The organism is Streptomyces sp. NPDC001663 (genome assembly GCF_042893105.1).
Taxonomy (GTDB): domain Bacteria; phylum Actinomycetota; class Actinomycetes; order Streptomycetales; family Streptomycetaceae; genus Streptomyces.
The window spans coordinates 66,142-84,927 of sequence record NZ_JBIAUR010000026.1 but is presented as its reverse complement, the minus strand read 5'-3'; the positions used below and the strand labels follow the sequence as shown (position 1 = coordinate 84,927).

The 18,786-nt window shown below is 70.0% G+C and carries 19 protein-coding genes; 12 read left to right on the top strand and 7 right to left on the bottom strand.

The features are described 5' to 3' along the window. The first annotated feature begins 105 nt into the window (after nt 1–105). From ACFY1L_RS50900 to ACFY1L_RS50885, 4 genes are all read left to right on the top strand, one after another. On the top strand, nt 106–654 hold the full coding sequence (locus ACFY1L_RS50900; protein WP_388842034.1) for a DinB family protein: 549 nt from the start codon (nt 106–108) through the stop codon (nt 652–654). A 24-nt stretch (nt 655–678) separates the two neighbouring features. After that, nucleotides 679–1,320, top strand: coding sequence for a PadR family transcriptional regulator (locus ACFY1L_RS50895; protein WP_388842032.1), 642 nt, complete (start codon nt 679–681; stop codon nt 1,318–1,320). Between the two features lie 73 nt (nt 1,321–1,393). Then, nucleotides 1,394–2,347 carry an ATP-binding cassette domain-containing protein gene (locus tag ACFY1L_RS50890; RefSeq protein ID WP_388842030.1) on the top strand — a complete coding sequence of 318 codons (954 nt, stop codon included), beginning with the start codon at nt 1,394–1,396 and terminating at the stop codon, nt 2,345–2,347. Further along, the gene (locus ACFY1L_RS50885) at nt 2,344–3,105 is read left to right on the top strand and encodes an ABC transporter permease (protein ID WP_388842028.1); all 762 of its coding nucleotides are present in this window, start codon (nt 2,344–2,346) and stop codon (nt 3,103–3,105) included. Before ACFY1L_RS50890 ends, ACFY1L_RS50885 begins: the two co-directional genes overlap by 4 nt. A 4-nt stretch (nt 3,106–3,109) precedes the next feature. Here the strand turns inward: ACFY1L_RS50885 and ACFY1L_RS50880 are convergent, their stop codons facing one another. Then, complete coding sequence (locus ACFY1L_RS50880; protein WP_388842026.1) at nt 3,110–4,510, bottom strand: glutamate decarboxylase; 1,401 nt, start codon at nt 4,508–4,510, stop codon at nt 3,110–3,112. 218 nt (nt 4,511–4,728) lie between these two features. On the opposite strand from ACFY1L_RS50880, the gene ACFY1L_RS50875 reads away from it, so the two are divergent. Then, on the top strand, nt 4,729–5,490 hold the full coding sequence (locus tag ACFY1L_RS50875) for a MerR family transcriptional regulator (protein ID WP_388842175.1): 762 nt from the start codon (nt 4,729–4,731) through the stop codon (nt 5,488–5,490). Between the two features lie 24 nt (nt 5,491–5,514). Here the strand turns inward: ACFY1L_RS50875 and ACFY1L_RS50870 are convergent, their stop codons facing one another. Then, nucleotides 5,515–5,880, bottom strand: a complete 366-nt coding sequence (locus ACFY1L_RS50870; RefSeq protein WP_388842024.1) for a YbjQ family protein — start codon at nt 5,878–5,880, stop codon at nt 5,515–5,517. A gap of 141 nt (nt 5,881–6,021) precedes the next feature. On the opposite strand from ACFY1L_RS50870, the gene ACFY1L_RS50865 reads away from it, so the two are divergent. Next, on the top strand, nt 6,022–6,900 hold the full coding sequence (locus ACFY1L_RS50865) for a DedA family protein (RefSeq protein ID WP_388842022.1): 879 nt from the start codon (nt 6,022–6,024) through the stop codon (nt 6,898–6,900). Between the two features lie 7 nt (nt 6,901–6,907). On the opposite strand, the gene ACFY1L_RS50860 is transcribed toward ACFY1L_RS50865, so the two are convergent. Then, nucleotides 6,908–8,578 (bottom strand): threonine/serine exporter ThrE family protein, encoded by a 1,671-nt coding sequence (locus tag ACFY1L_RS50860; protein ID WP_388842020.1) that lies wholly within the window; start codon nt 8,576–8,578, stop codon nt 6,908–6,910. 106 nt (nt 8,579–8,684) lie between these two features. Continuing rightward, entirely contained in the window at nt 8,685–9,176 is a 492-nt protein-coding gene (locus ACFY1L_RS50855) for an inorganic diphosphatase (RefSeq protein ID WP_194078292.1), read from the bottom strand. A 79-nt stretch (nt 9,177–9,255) separates the two neighbouring features. Between ACFY1L_RS50855 and dacB the strand changes: the two genes are divergently transcribed. From dacB to folE, 6 genes are all read left to right on the top strand, one after another. Continuing rightward, complete coding sequence (gene dacB, locus ACFY1L_RS50850; RefSeq protein ID WP_388842018.1) at nt 9,256–10,908, top strand: D-alanyl-D-alanine carboxypeptidase/D-alanyl-D-alanine-endopeptidase; 1,653 nt, start codon at nt 9,256–9,258, stop codon at nt 10,906–10,908. 78 nt (nt 10,909–10,986) lie between these two features. Next, nucleotides 10,987–12,111, top strand: coding sequence for a zinc-dependent metalloprotease (locus tag ACFY1L_RS50845; protein WP_388842016.1), 1,125 nt, complete (start codon nt 10,987–10,989; stop codon nt 12,109–12,111). A 191-nt stretch (nt 12,112–12,302) separates the two neighbouring features. Next, nucleotides 12,303–13,346, top strand: coding sequence for a tRNA lysidine(34) synthetase TilS (gene tilS / locus ACFY1L_RS50840; protein ID WP_388842014.1), 1,044 nt, complete (start codon nt 12,303–12,305; stop codon nt 13,344–13,346). Nucleotides 13,347–13,399: 53 nt separating this feature from the next. Then, on the top strand, nt 13,400–13,960 hold the full coding sequence (gene hpt / locus ACFY1L_RS50835) for a hypoxanthine phosphoribosyltransferase (protein WP_388842173.1): 561 nt from the start codon (nt 13,400–13,402) through the stop codon (nt 13,958–13,960). 207 nt (nt 13,961–14,167) lie between these two features. Next, nucleotides 14,168–16,207, top strand: coding sequence for an ATP-dependent zinc metalloprotease FtsH (gene ftsH, locus ACFY1L_RS50830; protein ID WP_388842012.1), 2,040 nt, complete (start codon nt 14,168–14,170; stop codon nt 16,205–16,207). A 141-nt stretch (nt 16,208–16,348) separates the two neighbouring features. After that, entirely contained in the window at nt 16,349–16,954 is a 606-nt protein-coding gene (gene folE / locus ACFY1L_RS50825; RefSeq protein WP_361275154.1) for a GTP cyclohydrolase I FolE, read from the top strand. A gap of 41 nt (nt 16,955–16,995) precedes the next feature. On the opposite strand, the gene ACFY1L_RS50820 is transcribed toward folE, so the two are convergent. From ACFY1L_RS50820 to folB, 3 genes are all read right to left on the bottom strand, one after another. Next, nucleotides 16,996–17,481, bottom strand: coding sequence for a DUF3180 domain-containing protein (locus ACFY1L_RS50820; RefSeq protein WP_388842010.1), 486 nt, complete (start codon nt 17,479–17,481; stop codon nt 16,996–16,998). A gap of 82 nt (nt 17,482–17,563) precedes the next feature. Continuing rightward, entirely contained in the window at nt 17,564–18,175 is a 612-nt protein-coding gene (gene folK, locus ACFY1L_RS50815) for a 2-amino-4-hydroxy-6-hydroxymethyldihydropteridine diphosphokinase (protein WP_388842008.1), read from the bottom strand. Then, nucleotides 18,172–18,531: a dihydroneopterin aldolase gene (gene folB, locus ACFY1L_RS50810; RefSeq protein WP_388842006.1), complete on the bottom strand. Its 360-nt coding sequence runs from the start codon at nt 18,529–18,531 to the stop codon at nt 18,172–18,174. Before folB ends, folK begins: the two co-directional genes overlap by 4 nt. Nucleotides 18,532–18,786 lie beyond the last annotated feature (255 nt).

Sequence of the window (18,786 nt, the reverse complement as noted above, 5' to 3'; positions counted from 1 at the left end):
TCTGCACCGCCTCCCGATTGAGGACAGAACCTGACCTAAAGGCCCCGTAGCTTCGTCGGTGTCAGGAGGCCTCCCGAGGCCCCGATCCGACGAAAGGCGACGGTCATGGTCACGCACGTACCGGCAGAGGCGCAGGGCGACGAGCGCGGGGCGCTGCTCGCGTTCATCGAGGAGCAGCGCGGTGGCATCCGCCGGGCGCTGCTCGGACTCACGGAGGAGCAGGCCGCGAGCAGGCCCAGCGCCAGTGAGCTGTCCCTCTCCGGTCTGCTCAAGCATGTCGCCGAGGTCGAGCAGGGCTGGATCGCCCGGGCCAAGCAGGAGCCGCCGGCGATCCAGCGGGACGAGACCAACTGGCACGAGACGTTCCAGCTCGTCGACGGCGAGAGTGTCGAGTCCCAGCTCGCGTACTGGGAGAAGGTCGCCGCCGAGACCGAGGCGTACATCCGCTCGGTGCCGAGCCTCGACGACACCTTCCCGCTCCCGAACGACCCCTGGTTCCCGCCGGAGGGCCGCGTCTCCGTGCGCTGGCTCTGCCTGCACCTGATCCGCGAGACGGCCCGGCACGCAGGCCACGCCGACATCATCAGGGAGTCCCTGGACGGCGCCACCGCCTTCGAGCTGGTGGCCAAGGAGCAGGGCACGAGCTGGGGCTGACGTCAAGGGTCCTACGCTGGCCCCATGTCAGCGATCCGTCTCCTGGTGCTGGGCGCCGTCCGCCAGCACGGGCGGGCCCACGGCTACCAGGTGCGCAACGACCTGGAGTACTGGGGCGCGCACGAGTGGTCCAACGCCAAGCCCGGCTCGATCTACCACGCGCTCAAGCAGATGGCCAAGCAAGGGCTGCTGCACGCGCACGAGATCGCACCGTCCACGGCCGGCGGCCCGCCGCGCACCGAGTACGAGATCACCGACGCGGGCACCGAGGAGTACCTCAGGCTGGTGCGCGAGGCGCTGACCTCCTACGACCAGAAGATGGACGTGAAGGCGGCGGCCATCGGCTTCATGGTCGACCTGCCGCGCGCCGAGGTGGTGTCCCTCCTGAAGGAGCGGACCCGGCGGATCGAGGAGTGGCGCGGGGCCGTCACGGAGCACTACATCCCCGAGGACGGCCCCGAACAGCTCGGCCACATCGGCGAGATCATGAACCTCTGGATCCACACGGCCGACGCCGAGGCCGAGTGGACCCAGGGGCTCATCGGCCGGATCGAGGGCGGGGCGTACACGTTCGCGGGGGAGGGTGAGCCCTTCGTCGGCGTCCTCGTGGAGGGGCAGGAGAACCCGTACGCGACCGGGGAGCGGCACCCGGAGGACGACCACTAATCAAGTTTGACCAATCGGGATTCCCGCGTTACCTTCCAGAAGGTAGTCAAGTTTGACTAGCGAGGGAGTGGCAGTGGCCGACGCGGCGATCACCGTCGACGGAGCACGCAAGAAGTACGGCGAGAAACACGCACTGGACGGGCTCGACCTCACGGTCGCCCGTGGCACGGTGCACGGAGTCCTGGGCCCGAACGGCGCGGGCAAGACAACCTTGGTCCGCATCCTGTCCACCCTGCTCAGGCCCGACGCGGGCCGGATCGAGGTGGCCGGGCACGACGTGGTGGCCGAGGCCCGCGCGGTGCGCCTGCGCATCGGTCTGCTCGGTCAGCACGCGGCCCTCGACGAGGAACTCGGCGGCCGCCAGAACCTGGAGATGTTCGGCCGCCTGTACCACCTGGGCGCACGGCACGCGCGCGTGCGTGCCGGCGAACTCCTGGAGCGCTTCGGCCTCGCCGACGCCGGCCGCAAGCCGGTGCGCGCCTACAGCGGCGGCATGCGGCGCCGCCTGGATCTGGCCGCCTCCCTCGTCCGGGATCCGGAGGTGCTGTTCCTGGACGAGCCGACGACCGGCCTCGACCCACGCGGCCGCGCCGAGGTATGGGCGTCGGTCCGCTCCCTGGTCGGCGGCGGTACGACGGTCCTGCTCACCACCCAGTACCTGGAGGAGGCCGACCAGCTCGCCGACCGCATCTCGGTCGTCGACGCCGGCCGGGTGATCGCGGAGGGTACGGCGGACGAGCTCAAGGCGGCCACCGGCGGCGACCGCATCGACGTAGTCCTGCGCGATGCCGGCCAGCTGGGCGCCGCGGTCGCCCTGTTGCCCATCCCCGAGTCCGACATCTCGGTCGACCCCGACCGCCGTCTGCTCAGCGCCCCGGTCACCGACCGCATGTCCGCGCTCTCCGGTGCCGTACGGGCCCTGGAGGAGGCCGGCATCGAGGCGGAGGACGTCGCTCTGCGGCGACCGACGCTGGACGAGGTGTTTCTGCACCTCACCGGTGACCACCGAGTCGAGGAGGCCGCATGACCACGTACGCACTGACCGACTCCTGGACCATGACCCGCCGCGAACTCGCCCATTGGGCGCGACAGCCGGGCCGGCTGGTCGTCGGGCTGGTCTTCCCGGTGATGCTGCTGCTGATGTTCGCCTACCTGATCGGCGGCGGCCGAGGGGTGAGTGGCGAGTACCGCGACTACCTGGTCCCCGGCATGCTCGCGCTCACCATGGCCTTCGGCCTGGAGGGCACGATGCTCGCCGTCACCCAGGACCTCGACAAGGGCGTCATCGACCGCTTCCGCTCGCTGCCGATGGCCAACGGGTCGGTTCTGGTGGGCCGTTCGGCCGCCGACATGCTCCAGTCGGCGCTGGGGCTGACGATCCTGATCGGCGTCGGACACACGCTCGGCTGGCGCGCGCACGGGTCGGCGGCCGCGTTCCTGGGCGCCGTGGGCCTGTTGCTGCTGCTCCGCTTCGCCATGCTGTGGATCGGCATCCACCTGGCCCTGGTCGCCGGGAAGCCGGAGATGGTGCAGGCCGTACAGATCCTGGTCTGGCCGGTCGGCTTCCTGTCCAACGCCCTTGCCACCCCGAAGTCCATGCCCGACTGGCTGGGCACGGTCGTCGAGTGGAACCCGATGTCCCAGACCGCGACCGCCGTACGAGACCTGCTCGGCGGCCCCGGCGGGGAGCCGGGGCACGTATGGGCGGCCGTCGTATGGCCGTTGGGGCTGCTGGCTGTGTTCTTCCCGCTGGCGGTGCGGAAGTTCGCGCACATGAGCCGCTAGGTCGCTAGTGGTGGAAGCCGGTGGCCGCCCCCTTGTCCCTGGTCAGGGGGTGCGGCTGCCGGCGCAGTTCCGGCAGCAGACGGGTCAGGTCCTCGACGAACAGGTCGGCGAGGTCGGCCGAGAAGCCGTTGCGGCACACCACCCGCAGCACGGACAGGTCCTCGCGGTTCGGCGGGAAGGTGTACGCGGGCACCAGCCAGCCCTTCTCGCGCATCCGCCGGGACACGTCGAAGACGTCGTACGACTCCACGCCCGGAGCCGTCGTGAAGGCGAACACGGGCAGCTCGTCGCCCCGGGTCAGCAGCCGGAAGTCGCCGAGCGCCTCCACCCGGTCGGCGATGCCCCTGGCCACGTCCCGGGTCGTCTGCTGCACGGCCCGGTAGCCCTCGCGGCCCAGCCGCAGGAACGTGTAGTACTGCGCGACCACCTGGGCGCCCGGGCGCGAGAAGTTCAGGGCGAACGTGGGCATGTCGCCGCCCAAGTAGTTGACCCGGAAGACGAGTTCCTCGGGGAGAGCCTCCTTGTCGCGCCACAGCGCCCACCCGACGCCCGGGTAGACCAGCCCGTACTTGTGCCCCGAGGTGTTGATGGACGCCACGCGCGGGAGGCGGAAGTCCCACACCAGGTCCTCGTCGAGGAAGGGCGCGACCATGCCGCCGGAGGCGCCGTCGACGTGCACCGGGATGTCCAGGCCCGTGCGCTCCTGGAGGGCGTCGAGTGCCGCGCACAGGTCGGCGATGGGCTCGTACGAGCCGTCGAAGGTGGAGCCGAGGATGCCGACGACCCCGATGGTGTTCTCGTCGCACAGCTCGTCGGCGGCTTGCGGGTCGAGATGGAACCGGTCGCCCTCCATGGGGACCAGGCGGGCCTCCACCTCCCAGAAGTTGCAGAACTTCTCCCAGCAGACCTGGACATTGACACCCATGATGAGGTTCGGGCGGGCCGTGGCGGAGGGGTTCCGCTTGCTCCAGCGCCGCTTGAGCGCCATCCCGGCGAGCATGCACGCCTCGCTCGAACCGGTCGTCGAACAGCCCACGACGGCCGACGGATCCGGTGCGTTCCACAGGTCGGCCAGCATCGCCACGCAGCGGCGCTCCAGCTCGGCGGTGCGCGGGTACTCGTCCTTGTCGATCATGTTCTTGTCCCGGCACTCCGCCATCAGGACACCGGCCTGCGGCTCCATCCAGGTGGTGACGAAAGTGGCCAGGTTCAGGCGGGAGTTGCCGTCCAGCATCAGCTCGTCGTGCACCAGCTGGTACGCCGTCATCGGCGGCAGCGGGGTGTCCGGTAGGCGGTGCTTGGGCGGTGCCTGGGTCATGCCGCCGACCGGATTGGCCTCCCCGAAGAACGGGTTGACCGACAGCGGGCGCTCGTCGGGCTTCTCGGAACCTTTGTGGAGCGGCATGGACATCTCCTCGTGTCGTCTGAAGAACGGATGTCGGCGGATCGGAGTTCCGTCCTCGCGCAGCTGCGTCTGGGCCGACCGGTCACCAGGACGCCCACGACCAGAGCGGGCAGGATCAGCGGCAGCAACGTGGGACTTGCACCTCACGTGACGTGAGGACCCACCGTGGAGTGCGTACCGAGAAGGGAGCGGACGAAGTGAGCCACTCGGCAGGACAGATCGGCTACTCCGTGGGACAGGTCGCGGGCTTCGCCGGCGTCACGGTGCGAACGCTGCACCACTACGACGACATCGGCCTGCTCGCCCCGAGCGAGCGCAGCCACGCCGGCCACCGGCGCTACAGCGACGCCGACCTCGACCGGCTGCAGCAGGTCCTGTTCTACCGGGAGCTCGGCTTCCCGCTCGACGAGGTCGCCGCCCTGCTCGACGACCCGGACGCGGACCCGCGCGCGCATCTGCGCCGCCAGCACGAGCTGCTGACCGCCCGGATCGAGAAGCTGCAGAAGATGGCGGCGGCCGTGGAGCACGCCATGGAGGCACGGAAGATGGGCATCAACCTCACGCCCGAGGAGCGGTTCGAGGTCTTCGGCGACAAGGACCCCGAGCAGTACGCCGAGGAGGCGGAAGAGCGTTGGGGCGGCACCGAGGCGTACGCCGAGTCGCAGCGCCGCGCGGCCACCTACACCAAGGAGGACTGGAAACGCCTGCAGGCCGAGGTCGACGACTGGAGCGAGCGCTACGCCGCCCTGGTGGCCGCCGGTGAACCGTCGGCCGGCGAGGCCGCGATGGACCTGGCCGAGGAACACCGGCAGCACATCAGCAGGTGGTTCTACGACTGCCCGTACGAGATGCACCGCTGCCTGGGCGACATGTACGTCTCCGACGAGCGCTTCAAGGCGTTCTACGACGCCATGCGCCCAGGTCTCGCGGAACACCTCAGGGACGCCATCAAGGCGAACGCGTCCCGGCACACCTCCTAGTGACCTGGCCCGGGACCCCGAGGGTCACTCCCGGGCCAGGACCACGGCCGTCCCGTAGGCGCACACCTCCGTGCCCACGTCCGCCGCCTCGGTCACGTCGAAGCGGAACATCAGGACTCCGTTCGCCCCACGCGCGCGTGCCTGCTCGACGAGCCGTTCCATGGCCTGGTTGCGGGTCTGCACGAGCGTCTTGGTGAGCCCCTTGAGCTCACCGCCGATCATCGACTTCAGCCCGGCGCCGATCTGGCTCCCCAGATGGCGGGAGCGCACCGTCAGCCCGAAGACCTCACCTAGAACCTCCTGGACCCGGAAACCGGGAGCGTCGTTCGTCGTCACGACCAGCACGTCCGGCTGGGGCCCCTGGCCGCCGCCGTATTCGTCGATACCCATGGCTCACAGCTTCGTCCCAGGCGGCCCACAGTGCATCCCGTGGACACCGGGGGAACCTGGGGAGGACACATGGCGTTGATAGCTTTGTGCGGCCGCACGAGTACGCCGTACTCGCCCCCATCCCTTCAGGAGCCCGGAACCGTGACGACGCTTGCCCTCGGCCCGAGCTGGCTGGATCCGAACTATCTCCTCGACACGTTCGGCATCTGGGGCCTGCTCCTCATCGTCTTCGCGGAGTCGGGCCTGCTGATCGGCTTCTTCCTGCCGGGCGACTCGCTCCTGTTCACCTGCGGCCTGCTGATCACCGCGGGCACCCTGGACTTCCCGCTGTGGGCGGCCATCCTGCTGATCTGCGTCGCCGCGATCCTCGGCGACCAGGCGGGCTACGTCTTCGGCAAGAAGGTCGGCCCCTCGCTCTTCACCCGCCCGGACTCCCGCCTCTTCAAGCAGGAGAACGTGGTCAAGGCGCACGAGTTCTTCGAGAAGTACGGCCCCAAGTCCCTGGTCCTGGCCCGCTTCGTGCCCATCGTGCGCACCTTCACGCCGATCATCGCCGGCGTCAGCGGCATGAAGTACCGCTCGTTCATCACGTTCAACGTCATCGGCGGCGTGCTCTGGGGTGCGGGCGTGACCCTGCTGGGCTCCTGGCTCGGCAACGTGGACTTCGTCCACAAGAACATCGAGGCGATCCTCATCCTGATCGTCTTCGTCTCGGTGGTCCCGATCATCATCGAGTTCCTCCGCGCCCGCTCCAAGGCCAGGAAGAACCCGCAGCAGCCCGCTCCGGCCCAGCACCAGCAGCCCCCGGTCATGGACGATGCGACGACCCAGCTGCGCCGCATCCCGCCGGCCGACCAGGACTACGGCCAGCAGTACCAGCAGCCGCAGCAGCAGCCGTACGACCCGAACCAGCAGTACGGCGGGCAGCGGTACCAGCAGCCGCAGCAGCAGCCGTACGACCCGAACCAGCAGTACGGCGGCCAGCAGTACCAGCAGCACCCGTACAACCAGGGTTACTAGCAGGCGCTCAGAACCCTCGAGTTCGCTTGGCAGCTCGCCGCCCGGCCGCCGAAGCCCCGCCGGGGATCCGCAGGAACAGCCGCGAGATCTCCGACCCGAGATTGACCCCGATCGCGATGGCCATGGCCAGCGAAGCCGCCGTGGCCAGCGACACCAACCCCTTGTCCACCTCGTTCTGTGCGATGGACAACAGCCCGAAGTACGTGGCGGAACCGGGCAGCAGAGGCCCGATCGCCGCCGTCGTGTAGGGCAGCGCCGACGCGAACCGGTACCGCGACAGCAGCTGCCCGAACAGCCCCACCAGCCCGGCCGCCACAGCCGTGGAAGCAACCGGCGAGAGGCCACCGGCGTCATGGAGCGCGCCGTACACCGACCAGGCGACACCACCGTTCAGCGTCACCCACAGCACGGTGGACCGCTCCTGCTGGAGCAGCACCGCGAACGTCAGCGACAGCAGCATCGAGGCGCCGATCTGCCAGCCGGGCCGGGGAGTGATGCTCAGGGCCGCGTCGGGGTTGAGCTTGGCGCCCAGGTTCACCCCGAAGTACAGGACCACGAGCACGCCCACGACGATGCCGACGAAGAGGTACATCACCTCCAGCAGGCGCGCCGACGCGGTGATGTAGAACCCGGTCAGCCCGTCCTGCACACCCGCCACCAGCGCCCGCCCCGGCAGCAGCGCGAACAGCCCACCGGTGATGACCGCGGACGCCTTCACGTCCACGTGGGCCACCGTCAGCGCGACCCCGATCGCGGCCGGCGGCATCGCGGCCACCGTGAACTGGTAGAACTCCGGCAGCCCGCGCCCCGCGCACAGCCACGCCAGCCGGTCGCCGAGCATCGCGCCCAGCATGGCCGCTATGAAGACGACCACGTCACCACCGACCAGCACGGAGGCCGCCCCCGCGAGCAGCCCGCTCGCCCCGGTCAGCACCCAGGTGGGGTACGGGTGCCGGTTGCGGCGCATCTCGGCGAGCCGCCGGTAGGCCTCCTCCAGGGAGATGCTGGTCTCCGGGTCGCTGAGGTCGTCCACCAGCTGGAACACGGCCGCCAGCCGCGTGTAGTCGGTGGCCCGGCGCCGCACCGTCCGCGAGGCCGTCACCGGGTCGTCGACGAGCGAGGGCTGGTACGAGATCGACAGCAGTGTGAAGGTGACGTTCGGCTCGCAGCGGTCCAGGCCGTAGGACCGGCAGACCGCGAACATCGCCGCCTCCACGTCCTCTGCGCCCTCACCGCCCGCCAGCAGCAACTCGCCGATGCGCAGCGTCAGGTCGAGCACGCGCGGGACGGCCGGACCCTCCTCCTCGACCTTGCCCCGCGGCTCCGGAGCGGGCCGCTCGGCCACCGGCATGCGCAGCATCGTGCGCATCCGGTCCTGCCAGGGCGCGTCCTTGGTGAGGCTGACCACGGGGACGCCGGTCGGCGGCGTGAACGCGGCGGGGGCCTGCTGGGCGCTGTAGGTGCTCGGCAGGGTGAACGCGGACCCCTCGGGCTCGGCACCCGGCGACTGCGGCACGTCCAGCCCCTGGGGGACGGCGAACTCGGACGTGGTCTCCGGCTCGGCGACGGCTCTGGGGGCGGCGAGTCCCGCCGGAATGGCGAACTCGGATGTGATCTCGGGATCGAACGCGCCCCTGGCCTCGTCCGACTGAGGCTTGCGGTCCTCCAAATCCGTCACGTGAGTAACGCTCCCTGTACGACGCGTGCGGCAAGCCCCAGTATGCGCACAGAGAAGCGAACGGGCCGCACGCGTACGCGTGCGGCCCGAAAAGACTGCTGGGGGCTCAGTGGCCGCCGGACTCCTTGAAGCGCTTGTACGACCGCTCGATCTCGACCTCGGCGTCGACCCGGCCCACCCAGTTGGCGCCCTCGACGGACTTGCCGGGCTCCAGGTCCTTGTAGACCTCGAAGAAGTGCTGGATCTCCAGGCGGTCGAACTCCGACACGTGGTGGATGTCACGCAGGTGCTCCACACGCGGGTCCGTCGCCGGGACGCACAGCAGCTTGTCGTCGCCGCCGGCCTCGTCCGTCATCCGGAACATGCCGATCGCGCGGCACTTGATGAGGCAGCCCGGGAACGTCGGCTCGTCCAGGATGACCAGCGCGTCCAGCGGGTCACCGTCCTCGCCGAGGGTGTTCTCGACGAAGCCGTAGTCGGTCGGGTAGGCGGTCGAGGTGAAGAGTCGACGGTCCAGGCGGATCCGACCGGTCTCGTGGTCCACCTCGTACTTGTTCCGCGAACCCTTCGGGATCTCGATCGTGACGTCGAACTCCACCGGTGGCTCCTCCATGATCAGCACATAGTTCTGGTGGTTAAGTGTCCCTCACGCAGGTGTGTGATCGCGAAAGGGGCTGGTGGTCGTGCCTGAGCTGAGGCCTTGGCGGGCCGCGAGACCGCATGTGGCGCGGGCCGCGAACGCCGTACGACCGCATCTGGCACGGGCCGCCGGGACCGTACGCCCGCATCTCGAACGAGCCGCGAACGCCGTGCGACCGGGCCTCGAACGAGCCGCGGCCGCCACGAAACCGCAGCTCGCACGCGTGCCGTCCGTCCGGTTCACGCGGCCGAAGACCGTCAGGACCTGGCAGTACACCGCGGGCGCCGCCACCGCCGGTCTGGCGCTGGCCGCCACAGTGGCGACCGCCGCCGGCCCCTGGGACTCCAGCGGTCAGCGTACGGCCGAGGCGGACCGCGCGGTCGCCCTGGAACGCACGGGTGGCACAGATCACGGTCGTAATTCCGATACGTCCGATACGGCCGCCGGGGTCCCCCGGCCCGCCCCCAGCGCCGGGTCCGTCCTGACCGGCCTCGGCGGTTCCGCCAACACCGTGAAGTCGGCCCCGACCGGCACGGCCCTCTCCGACCTCCTGGGCCCCCTCCTGAAGGACGCGGCGCTCGGCACCCGCCACACCGCCGCGGTCGTCGACGTGGCCACCGGCAAGCGCCTCTACGGCACCGGCGCCGACGACGCCCTGACCCCCGCCTCCACGACGAAGATCGCAACCGCGGTGGCCGCCCTGTCGGCGATGGGCGCCGACCACCGCCTGACGACCCGCACGGCCCTGGAGCCCGACACCAGGGAACTCGTCCTGGTCGGCGGCGGCGACCCGACCCTGACGGCGCACAAGGAGGCCGACGGCTGGGCGAGCCTGCGCGACCTGGCCGACCGGACGGCGGCCGCGCTCAACAAGCGCGACATCCACGAGGTCACGCTCTCCTACGACACCACCCTGTACGCCGGTTCCCGGATCCACCCCATCGGCGTCAACGACAACCTCGCGCCGGTCAGCGCCCTGATGGCCGACGAGGGCCGCACGGACGACTCGACGAGCGGCCCGGCCGCGCGCGTGACGGACCCGGCGGCGGACGCGGCCCGCCGGTTCCGGGAGTTCCTCGGCGACCACGGCATCAAGACCACGTCCCCCGGCCCGTCCAAGGCGACGAACCGCGCGGAGCCGCTGGCCTCGGTCTCCTCGCCGCCGCTCTCGGAGCTGGTCGAACGCATGCTGACCAACAGCGACAACGACATCGCGGAGGCACTGGCCCGCCAGACAGCGGCCGCGACGGGCGGCCGGGCGAGCTTCGACGGCGGCGCAGCCGCGATCGGAGCGCAGCTGAAGAGGCTCGAACTCCCGCTCAAGGGTGCCGAGTTCCACGACGGCAGCGGCCTCGACCGCGACGACCGACTGACGGCCGACCTGCTCACGGCATTGCTCGTCAAGGCGGGCGACGCAGCCCACCCCGAACTCCGCCCGGTCCTCACGGGTCTCCCGGTGGCAGGCTTCACCGGCACCCTGACCAGCCGCTACACGAACGGCGCGGCAGGAGTCGTACGAGCGAAAACAGGAACCCTGACCGGCGTGAACACGCTGGCGGGAACGGTGGTCGACCAGGACGGCCGCCTGCTGGCCTTCGCGTTCCTGGCGTCCGACACGACCAGCCCGTTGGAGGCCCAGTCGGCCCTGGACAGGACCGCCACGGCGCTGGCGGCGTGCGGTTGCGGCTGACGCCGGACCCGAACCGACGTCCACCCCGCCAACCCGCACGGCCTGCCCCAAGTGGGAACGCTCACGTACGGTTGACGCATGACGAGCATCGGTGGTGCCGAGATGGTCGACTGGAATCTCGCGGTGGCGACCGCGACCCGGCTCGTGCGGCCGGGCCCCGACGTGAGCCGCGACGAGGCCCGGGCCGTCGTCGCGGAGCTGCGCCGGCATGCCAAGGCCTCGGAGGAACACGTCCGGGGCTTCACTCGTATGGGGACGGAAGAAACCCACAACACCCCGGTCCTCGTCGTCGACCGCCCCGGCTGGGTCCGGGCGAACGTCGCCGGCTTCCGGGAGATCCTCAAACCGCTGCTCGACAAGATGCAGGAGCGGCGCGGCAACACCCCCGGCGGCGCGGTCCTCGGGGCAGTGGGCGGCAAGGTCACCGGCGTCGAACTCGGGATGCTGCTGTCCTTCCTGGCCTCCCGAGTCCTCGGCCAGTATGAGACCTTCGCCCCCGCGACGCGCGAACTCCCGGCGGGGGAGCACGGCGGCGGCCGGCTGCTCCTCGTCGCCCCGAACATCGTGCACGTGGAGCGCGAACTCGACGTACAGCCCCACGACTTCCGCCTCTGGGTCTGCCTGCACGAGGAGACGCACCGCACGCAGTTCAGCGCGGTGCCCTGGCTGCGCGACCACCTCGAGGGCGAAATCCAGTCGTTCTTGGGGGAGACCGACGTCGACCCCATGACGGTCCTGGAGCGCATCCGCGAGGCCGCCCAGTCCCTCGCCGGCGGACGCCCCGAGGCCGAGGAGGACGACGGCGGGCGGTCCTTCGTCGAGATCGTGCAGACCCCGGCGCAGCGCGAGATCCTCGCGCGCCTCACCGCCGTGATGTCCCTCCTGGAGGGCCACGCCGACTTCGTGATGGACGGGGTGGGTCCGGCCGTCGTGCCGTCCGTCTCCGAGATCCGTGAGAAGTTCCAGCAGCGCCGCGCGAAGGGCGCCTCGCGGCTGGACATGGCCCTGCGCAAGCTGCTCGGTCTGGACGCCAAACTCAGGCAGTACCGCGACGGCGAGCGGTTCGTACGAGCCGTCGTGGACCAGGTCGGCATGGACGGCTTCAACCGCGTGTGGACGTCCCCCAACACCCTCCCGACCAAGGCGGAGATCGCCAAACCGGCGGACTGGGTCGCGCGGGTGCACCGCAAGAGCGAGTCGTGAACACCGTGGGAAGGTCGTGAACCGATTCCGGCCGACGGCAGGCGAACGCCCCTCCAATCACCCGTCCGAGGGACCGTGGGGCAGGGGTAGGCGTGCGATGCTCGGGGAACGGCCCGGTTCTGTCACCATCTACACACTCTGAGTGACCGAACTCGAGCTCACCCCCGAAAACTTCATGAAGGGAACCGGACATGGGTCCCCATCCTGCGGTCGCGGCGATACGCCTGGCGGTCCGCCGCGCCCTCCACGACATCCTCAACGACCACCGGACGACCACCGGGGCTCCCGAGCCCTCCGAGCAGCCCCCGCACGAGAGCGCGTCGTCGCCGGTCGTGCTCGTGGCGTGCTCCGGCGGCGCCGACTCCATGGCCCTCGCCTCCGCCCTTGCCTTCGAGGCCCCCAAGCTCGGCATCCGCCCGGGTGGCATCACCGTCGACCACGGCCTGCAGGCCGGCTCCGACCTGCGCGCCGACGAAGTCGCCCTGCGCCTGCGCGAGATGGGCCTCGACCCGGTGGACTCCGTCGCCGTGACCGTCGGCCGCGAAGGCGGACCCGAGGCCGCCGCCCGAGACGCCCGCTACGCCGCCCTGGACGCCGCCGCCGCCCGCCACGGCGCCGCCGCGGTCCTGCTCGGCCACACCCGCGACGACCAGGCCGAAACAGTCCTGCTCGGTCTCGCCCGCGGGTCCGGCATCCGCTCCCTGTCCGGAATGGCCGCGGTCTCGGGGGCCGACGGCCGTTACCGCCGCCCCTTCCTCCAGCTGGACCGGCAGACCGCCCGCAAGGCCTGCATGGTCCAGTCCCTGCCCGTCTGGGACGACCCGCACAACGCGGACCCGGCCTACACCCGCTCCCGCCTGCGCCACGAGGGCCTGCCCGCCCTGGAGAAGGCGCTCGGCAAGGGCGTCGTCGAGGCCCTCGCCCGCACCGCGCAGCTCTCCCGCGACGACGCCGACGCCCTCGACGCCTGGGCCGGCCAGGCCGAGAACTCCGTACGCGACGCCGCAGGCCTCCTGGAGTGCGCCAAGCTCTACGCCCTGCCGCCCGCCGTGCGCCGCCGTGTCCTGCGCCGTGCGGCCATCGCCGCCGGGGCGCCCGCCGGTTCGCTGTTCGCCCGCCACATCGAGGAAGTCGACCGGCTGATCACCGGTTGGCGCGGCCAGGGAGCCATCAATCTCCCGGGCAAAGTCGTCGCGCAGCGCCAGGGTGGCAGACTGGTGATTCGGCAAGGCTGAAACCTTGCCCCCCTTTGGGGGGTGACGGGTGGCCGGTGGGACGACCGAAAGTGATGCGGGTGGACGCGAAAGACATGGGCACCGACCTCAAAGAGGTGCTCATCACCAAGGAAGAGATCGACGCGAAGCTGGCAGAGCTGGCGGCGAAGATCGACGCTGAGTACGAGGGCAAGGACCTGCTCATCGTCGGCGTCCTCAAGGGCGCGGTGATGGTGATGGCCGACCTCGCGCGGGCGCTGTCCACCCCTGTCACCATGGACTGGATGGCCGTGTCGTCGTACGGCGCGGGCACCCAGTCCTCCGGTGTCGTGCGGATCCTCAAGGACCTCGACACCGACATCAAGGGCAAGCACGTCCTGATCGTCGAGGACATCATCGACTCGGGCCTGACCCTGTCCTGGCTGATCAACAACCTCGGCTCCCGCGAGCCCGAGTCCCTGAAGATCTGCACGCTGCTGCGCAAGCCCGACGCCGCCAAGGTCGCCATCGACGTGGAGTGGGTCGGCTTCGACATCCCGAACGAGTTCGTCGTCGGCTACGGCCTCGACTACGCCGAGAAGTACCGCAACCTTCCGTTCGTCGGTACGCTCGCGCCCCACGTCTACGGCGGCTGAACCGCTCTTCGCGGTGGCTGAGCCCCAAAGGGCCGAACACTCGTAAGACGATCGGGAACCCCAGCGGGTTTCGCGCCGTTGGAGCATGCAGACGGGTTTGCCAGCCGTCCCGTGCGGCTTCGGGCCACAATGCTGGGGTACCGTCAGAAGAACTGTCTTATCAAACTCACTATGGCAGGAGGGACGGGGCGACATCGCTCCGTATGGATGGACGTGAAGCGATACTTCCGTGGGCCGGTCATGTGGATCGTGCTGGCCGTCCTTGCCGTGGTCGTGTTGATGCAGGTCGTCGGCTCGTCCGGCGGCTACAAGACGGTGGACACCGGCCAGGTCGTCCAGGCGATCAATGACAACAAGGTCGAGTCGGCCAAGCTGACCACCGGCGACGAGCAGACCGTCAAGGTCCAGCTCAAGGACGGCGTAAAGGTCGAGGGCAGCTCGAAGATCCAGGCGAGCTACATCGGCGACCAGGGCGTGACCATCGCCAACACGCTGCAGACCAAGTACCAGGACAAGCAGATCCCGGACGGCTACACGGTTTCGCCGTCCAAGCAGAACCCGTTCCTCGGAATCCTGCTCTCCCTGCTCCCCTTCGTCCTGATCGTGGTCGTCTTCCTGTTCCTGATGAATCAGATGCAGGGCGGCGGCTCCCGGGTCATGAACTTCGGGAAGTCGAAGGCCAAGCTGATCACCAAGGACACCCCGAAGACGACGTTCTCCGACGTCGCGGGCTGTGACGAGGCGGTCGAGGAACTCCACGAGATCAAGGAGTTCCTGCAGGAGCCGGCGAAGTTCCAGGCCGTCGGCGCCAAGATTCCCAAGGGCGTGCTCCTCTACGGCCGTCCCGGTACCGGCAAGACGCTCCTCGCGCGTGCCGTGGCCGGCGAGGCCGGGGTCCCCTTCTACTCGATCTCCGGTTCCGACTTCGTCGAGATGTTCGTCGGTGTCGGTGCCTCCCGGGTCCGCGACCTGTTCGAGCAGGCCAAGGCGAACGCCCCGGCGATCGTCTTCGTCGACGAGATCGACGCGGTCGGCCGCCATCGCGGCGCCGGCCTCGGCGGCGGTCACGACGAGCGCGAGCAGACGCTGAACCAGCTGCTCGTCGAGATGGACGGCTTCGACGTCAAGGGCGGTGTGATTCTCATCGCCGCCACGAACCGGCCCGACATCCTCGACCCGGCGCTGCTGCGCCCCGGCCGCTTCGACCGCCAGATCGCGGTCGACCCGCCGGACCTGCAGGGCCGTCTGGAGATCCTCAAGGTTCACCAGAAGGGCAAGCCGGTCGCGCCGGACGTCGACCTGTCGGCCGTCGCCCGCCGCACCCCGGGCTTCACCGGAGCGGACCTGAGCAACGTCCTCAACGAGGCCGCGCTGCTCACCGCCCGCAGCGACAAGAAGCTGATCGACAACTCCATGCTGGACGAGGCGATCGACCGTGTGGTCGCGGGCCCGCAGAAGCGGACCCGGATCATGTCGGACAAGGAGAAGAAGATCACCGCGTACCACGAGGGCGGTCACGCCCTGGTCGCGGCGGCCTCCCCGAACTCCGACCCGGTCCACAAGATCACGATCCTGTCGCGCGGACGGGCCCTCGGTTACACGATGGTTCTGCCGGACGAGGACAAGTACTCCACGACGCGCAACGAGATGCTCGACCAGCTCGCCTACATGCTGGGCGGCCGCGCGGCCGAGGAGCTCGTGTTCCACGACCCGACGACCGGTGCTGCGAACGACATCGAGAAGGCCACCGCAACGGCCCGCGCGATGGTCACGCAGTACGGCATGACCGAGCGGCTGGGCGCCATCAAGTTCGGCGGCGACAACACCGAGCCGTTCCTCGGACGTGAGATGGCTCACCAGCGCGACTACTCGGAAGAGGTCGCCGCGCTGGTGGACGAGGAAGTCAAGAAGCTCATCGAGAACGCGCACAACGAGGCCTGGGAGATCCTGGTCGAGAACCGCGACGTCCTCGACAACCTCGTCCTGCAGCTGCTGGAGAGGGAGACGCTGGGCAAGGAGGAGATCGCCGAGATCTTCGCCCCGATCGTCAAGCGTCCGCCGCGGCCCGCCTGGACCGGCTCCTCCCGCCGCACGCCGTCGACCCGCCCGCCGGTGCTCTCCCCGAAGGAGCTCGCACTGACGAACGGCGCCAACGGCGCGACCCCGGCGATCACCACCGCCAAGGCCACCGCGGCGGAGCCCGCCCCGGCGACCGAGTCGGCCCCGGAGGACCGCTCCGAGAGCTGACCCGGCTCCCGGCGGCCTCAACAGGCCCGGAATGAATGCCGCGCCCCCCAGGTTCTAGCCTGGGGGGCGCGGCATTTTCAGCCATGCCGCAGATGAGGCGCGTGGCCCGCACGCGTGACCCGCACAGGAACGAGGCACCAGATGACCGACCCCGTGACGCTGGACGGCGAGGGCTCGATCGGCGAGTTCGACGAGAAGCGCGCCGAGAACGCCGTACGCGAACTGCTGATCGCGGTCGGCGAGGACCCGGACCGGGAGGGGCTCAGGGAGACGCCGACGCGGGTGGCGCGGGCGTACAAGGAGATCTTCGCGGGGCTGTGGCAGAAGCCCGAGGACGTGCTGACGACGACGTTCGACCTGGGGCACGACGAGATGGTGCTCGTGAAGGACATCGAGGTGTACTCGACGTGCGAGCATCACCTGGTGCCGTTCAGGGGTGTCGCTCATGTCGGATACATTCCGGCCACCACCGGCAAGATCACCGGCCTGTCGAAGCTGGCCCGCCTGGTGGACGTCTATGCTCGTCGGCCGCAGGTGCAGGAACGACTCACCACGCAGATCGCGGACTCCCTCATGGACATCCTGGAGCCGCGCGGCGTCATCGTCGTCGTGGAGTGCGAGCACATGTGCATGTCGATGCGTGGCATCCGCAAGCCGGGCGCGAAGACCATAACGTCGGCGGTGCGCGGGCAGCTGCGGGACGCGGCCACGCGGAACGAGGCGATGAGCCTGATCATGGCGCGCTGACGTCGGACCGGGTGCGCCGGGCCGGGGCGGTGTGTGCGGCTTTACGCCGCCGAAGCCGCCCCGTTGTTGTGTTCGTCGTCCTCCGGGAGCTTGCAGACGCGCTCCAGGAAGATGGCCGCCGCTATGACCGCGATGCCCGCCGCCACCGAGAAGCCGGCGTAGATGGCCTGGTCGCGGCGGGCGGGGATGTCGAGTTGTTCCAGGAGGAAGACGCCCGTGCCGCCGTACATGCCGGCGACGAGGGCCGCCACCAGGGCGCTGGCCTGGCCGAAGACGACCGCGCGGGCCGCCATCAGCGGGTCGACGCCCTTGGCCTCGGGGCGGCGCTCGCGCTGGGCCTTGAGGCGGGCGCGGATCGAGAGCGCCGTGGCCGTCAGGACCACGGCGATCAGGGCCAGGACGATGGGCGCGGCCAGGGGGACGCTGGGGAGGGTCCCGATCGAGTTCCAGAGGCGGGCCCCCGCCCAGGACAGGATTCCCGCCACGACGAACACGCCGGCCAGCACCCTGATGCGCAGCTCTCTCACGGTGTCCCTTCAGCTCCCCCGGGTCCTGCGGACCGTCCCGCGGACTGTGGTCTTCCCGACCTTGCCGTCCTGACCTTAACGACTACTCGGGCAGGTGGAGTTCCAGGTCCTTGCGGGGTTCCACGCCGTGGCGGGTGACGGTATCGAGGAGGTCGGCCACCGGGCCGCGGCCGGGCAGCTGGGCGTCGGGGTCGACGTCGTGCCAGGGGGCCAGGACGAAGGCGCGCTCATGGGCGCGCGGGTGGGGGAGGGTGAGCTGCGGGTCGTCGGAGACGACACCGTCGTACGCGACGATGTCGACGTCGAGCGTGCGTGCGCCCCAGCGCTCGTCCCGTACGCGGTGGAAGGCCTCCTCGACCGCGTGCGCCCGCTCCAGGAGCGAGGAGGGCGGGAGGGTCGTCTTCAGGACGATCACAGCGTTGAAGTACGACGGCTGGCTGCCGGGCTCGACGCCCCACGGCTCCGTCTCGTACACCGGCGACACGGCCTTGATGCGGACGCCCGGGGTGTCCTCGAGGGCGTCGATGGCGCCCTGGAGGGTCTCCAGGCGGTTGCCGAGGTTGGCGCCGAGGGAGATCACCGCGCGTTTGGGGTTGTGCAGGGTCGTGTCGGCGGCGTCCACCTGCTGCACGACGGAGGCGGGCACCGGCTGTACGGTCGGGTCGCTGTGATCCTCGGTGAAGGACGCGGTCATACTCGGCTCCGGGTGATGGTGACGGTCACGTCGTCGAAGGGGACCGTGATCGGCGCGTCCGGTTTGTGGACGCAGACCTCGACCTCCTGGACCAGGTCGTGCTTCAGACAGGCCTGGGCGATGCGCTCGGCGAGCGTCTCGACGAGGTCGACGGGTTCGCCCTCGACGACGGCCACGACCTCCTCCGCCACGATGCCGTAGTGCACGGTCTTCGCCAGGTCGTCGTCGGCCGCGGCCGGTCGGGTGTCCAGGCCGAGGACGAGGTCCACGATGAAGGTCTGGCCCTCCTCGCGCTCCTTGGGGAACACCCCGTGGTGCCCGCGGGCCTTGAGGCCGCGCAGCGCGACACGATCCACGCGAATCACTCCTGCAATCGTCGGTAACGGCCGGTCGATGCCGTGTGCGGGCGGCACACCGGCCTCGAACGAATCTACCTGCGGGCACTGACAGGACCCGGCCACGAGGGCGTGGTCCGTGCCGGGATCAGGAGGTTTCATCGCGTGTTTCCCCTGGGGAACCCGGCGGCTCACGGGTTGGTAGCCGCCCCTACCCAGGGGTTCGTGATTCCAACCACTTCTTGGTCCCTGCGGGTTCCGGGGCGGGTGCCCGTG

What these genes read in the sequence shown, in the direction of transcription:
- ACFY1L_RS50900 (WP_388842034.1), top strand. Translation starts at nt 106, where the DNA reads ATGGTCACGCACGTACCGGCAGAGGCGCAGGGCGACGAGCGCGGGGCG.
- ACFY1L_RS50895 (WP_388842032.1), top strand. Translation starts at nt 679, where the DNA reads ATGTCAGCGATCCGTCTCCTGGTGCTGGGCGCCGTCCGCCAGCACGGG.
- ACFY1L_RS50885 (WP_388842028.1), top strand. Translation starts at nt 2,344, where the DNA reads ATGACCACGTACGCACTGACCGACTCCTGGACCATGACCCGCCGCGAA.
- ACFY1L_RS50880 (WP_388842026.1), bottom strand. Translation starts at nt 4,510, where the DNA reads ATGCCGCTCCACAAAGGTTCCGAGAAGCCCGACGAGCGCCCGCTGTCG.
- ACFY1L_RS50870 (WP_388842024.1), bottom strand. Translation starts at nt 5,880, where the DNA reads ATGGGTATCGACGAATACGGCGGCGGCCAGGGGCCCCAGCCGGACGTG.
- ACFY1L_RS50845 (WP_388842016.1), top strand. Translation starts at nt 10,987, where the DNA reads ATGACGAGCATCGGTGGTGCCGAGATGGTCGACTGGAATCTCGCGGTG.
- tilS (WP_388842014.1), top strand. Translation starts at nt 12,303, where the DNA reads ATGGGTCCCCATCCTGCGGTCGCGGCGATACGCCTGGCGGTCCGCCGC.
- hpt (WP_388842173.1), top strand. Translation starts at nt 13,400, where the DNA reads ATGCGGGTGGACGCGAAAGACATGGGCACCGACCTCAAAGAGGTGCTC.
- ftsH (WP_388842012.1), top strand. Translation starts at nt 14,168, where the DNA reads ATGGACGTGAAGCGATACTTCCGTGGGCCGGTCATGTGGATCGTGCTG.
- folE (WP_361275154.1), top strand. Translation starts at nt 16,349, where the DNA reads ATGACCGACCCCGTGACGCTGGACGGCGAGGGCTCGATCGGCGAGTTC.
- folK (WP_388842008.1), bottom strand. Translation starts at nt 18,175, where the DNA reads ATGACCGCGTCCTTCACCGAGGATCACAGCGACCCGACCGTACAGCCG.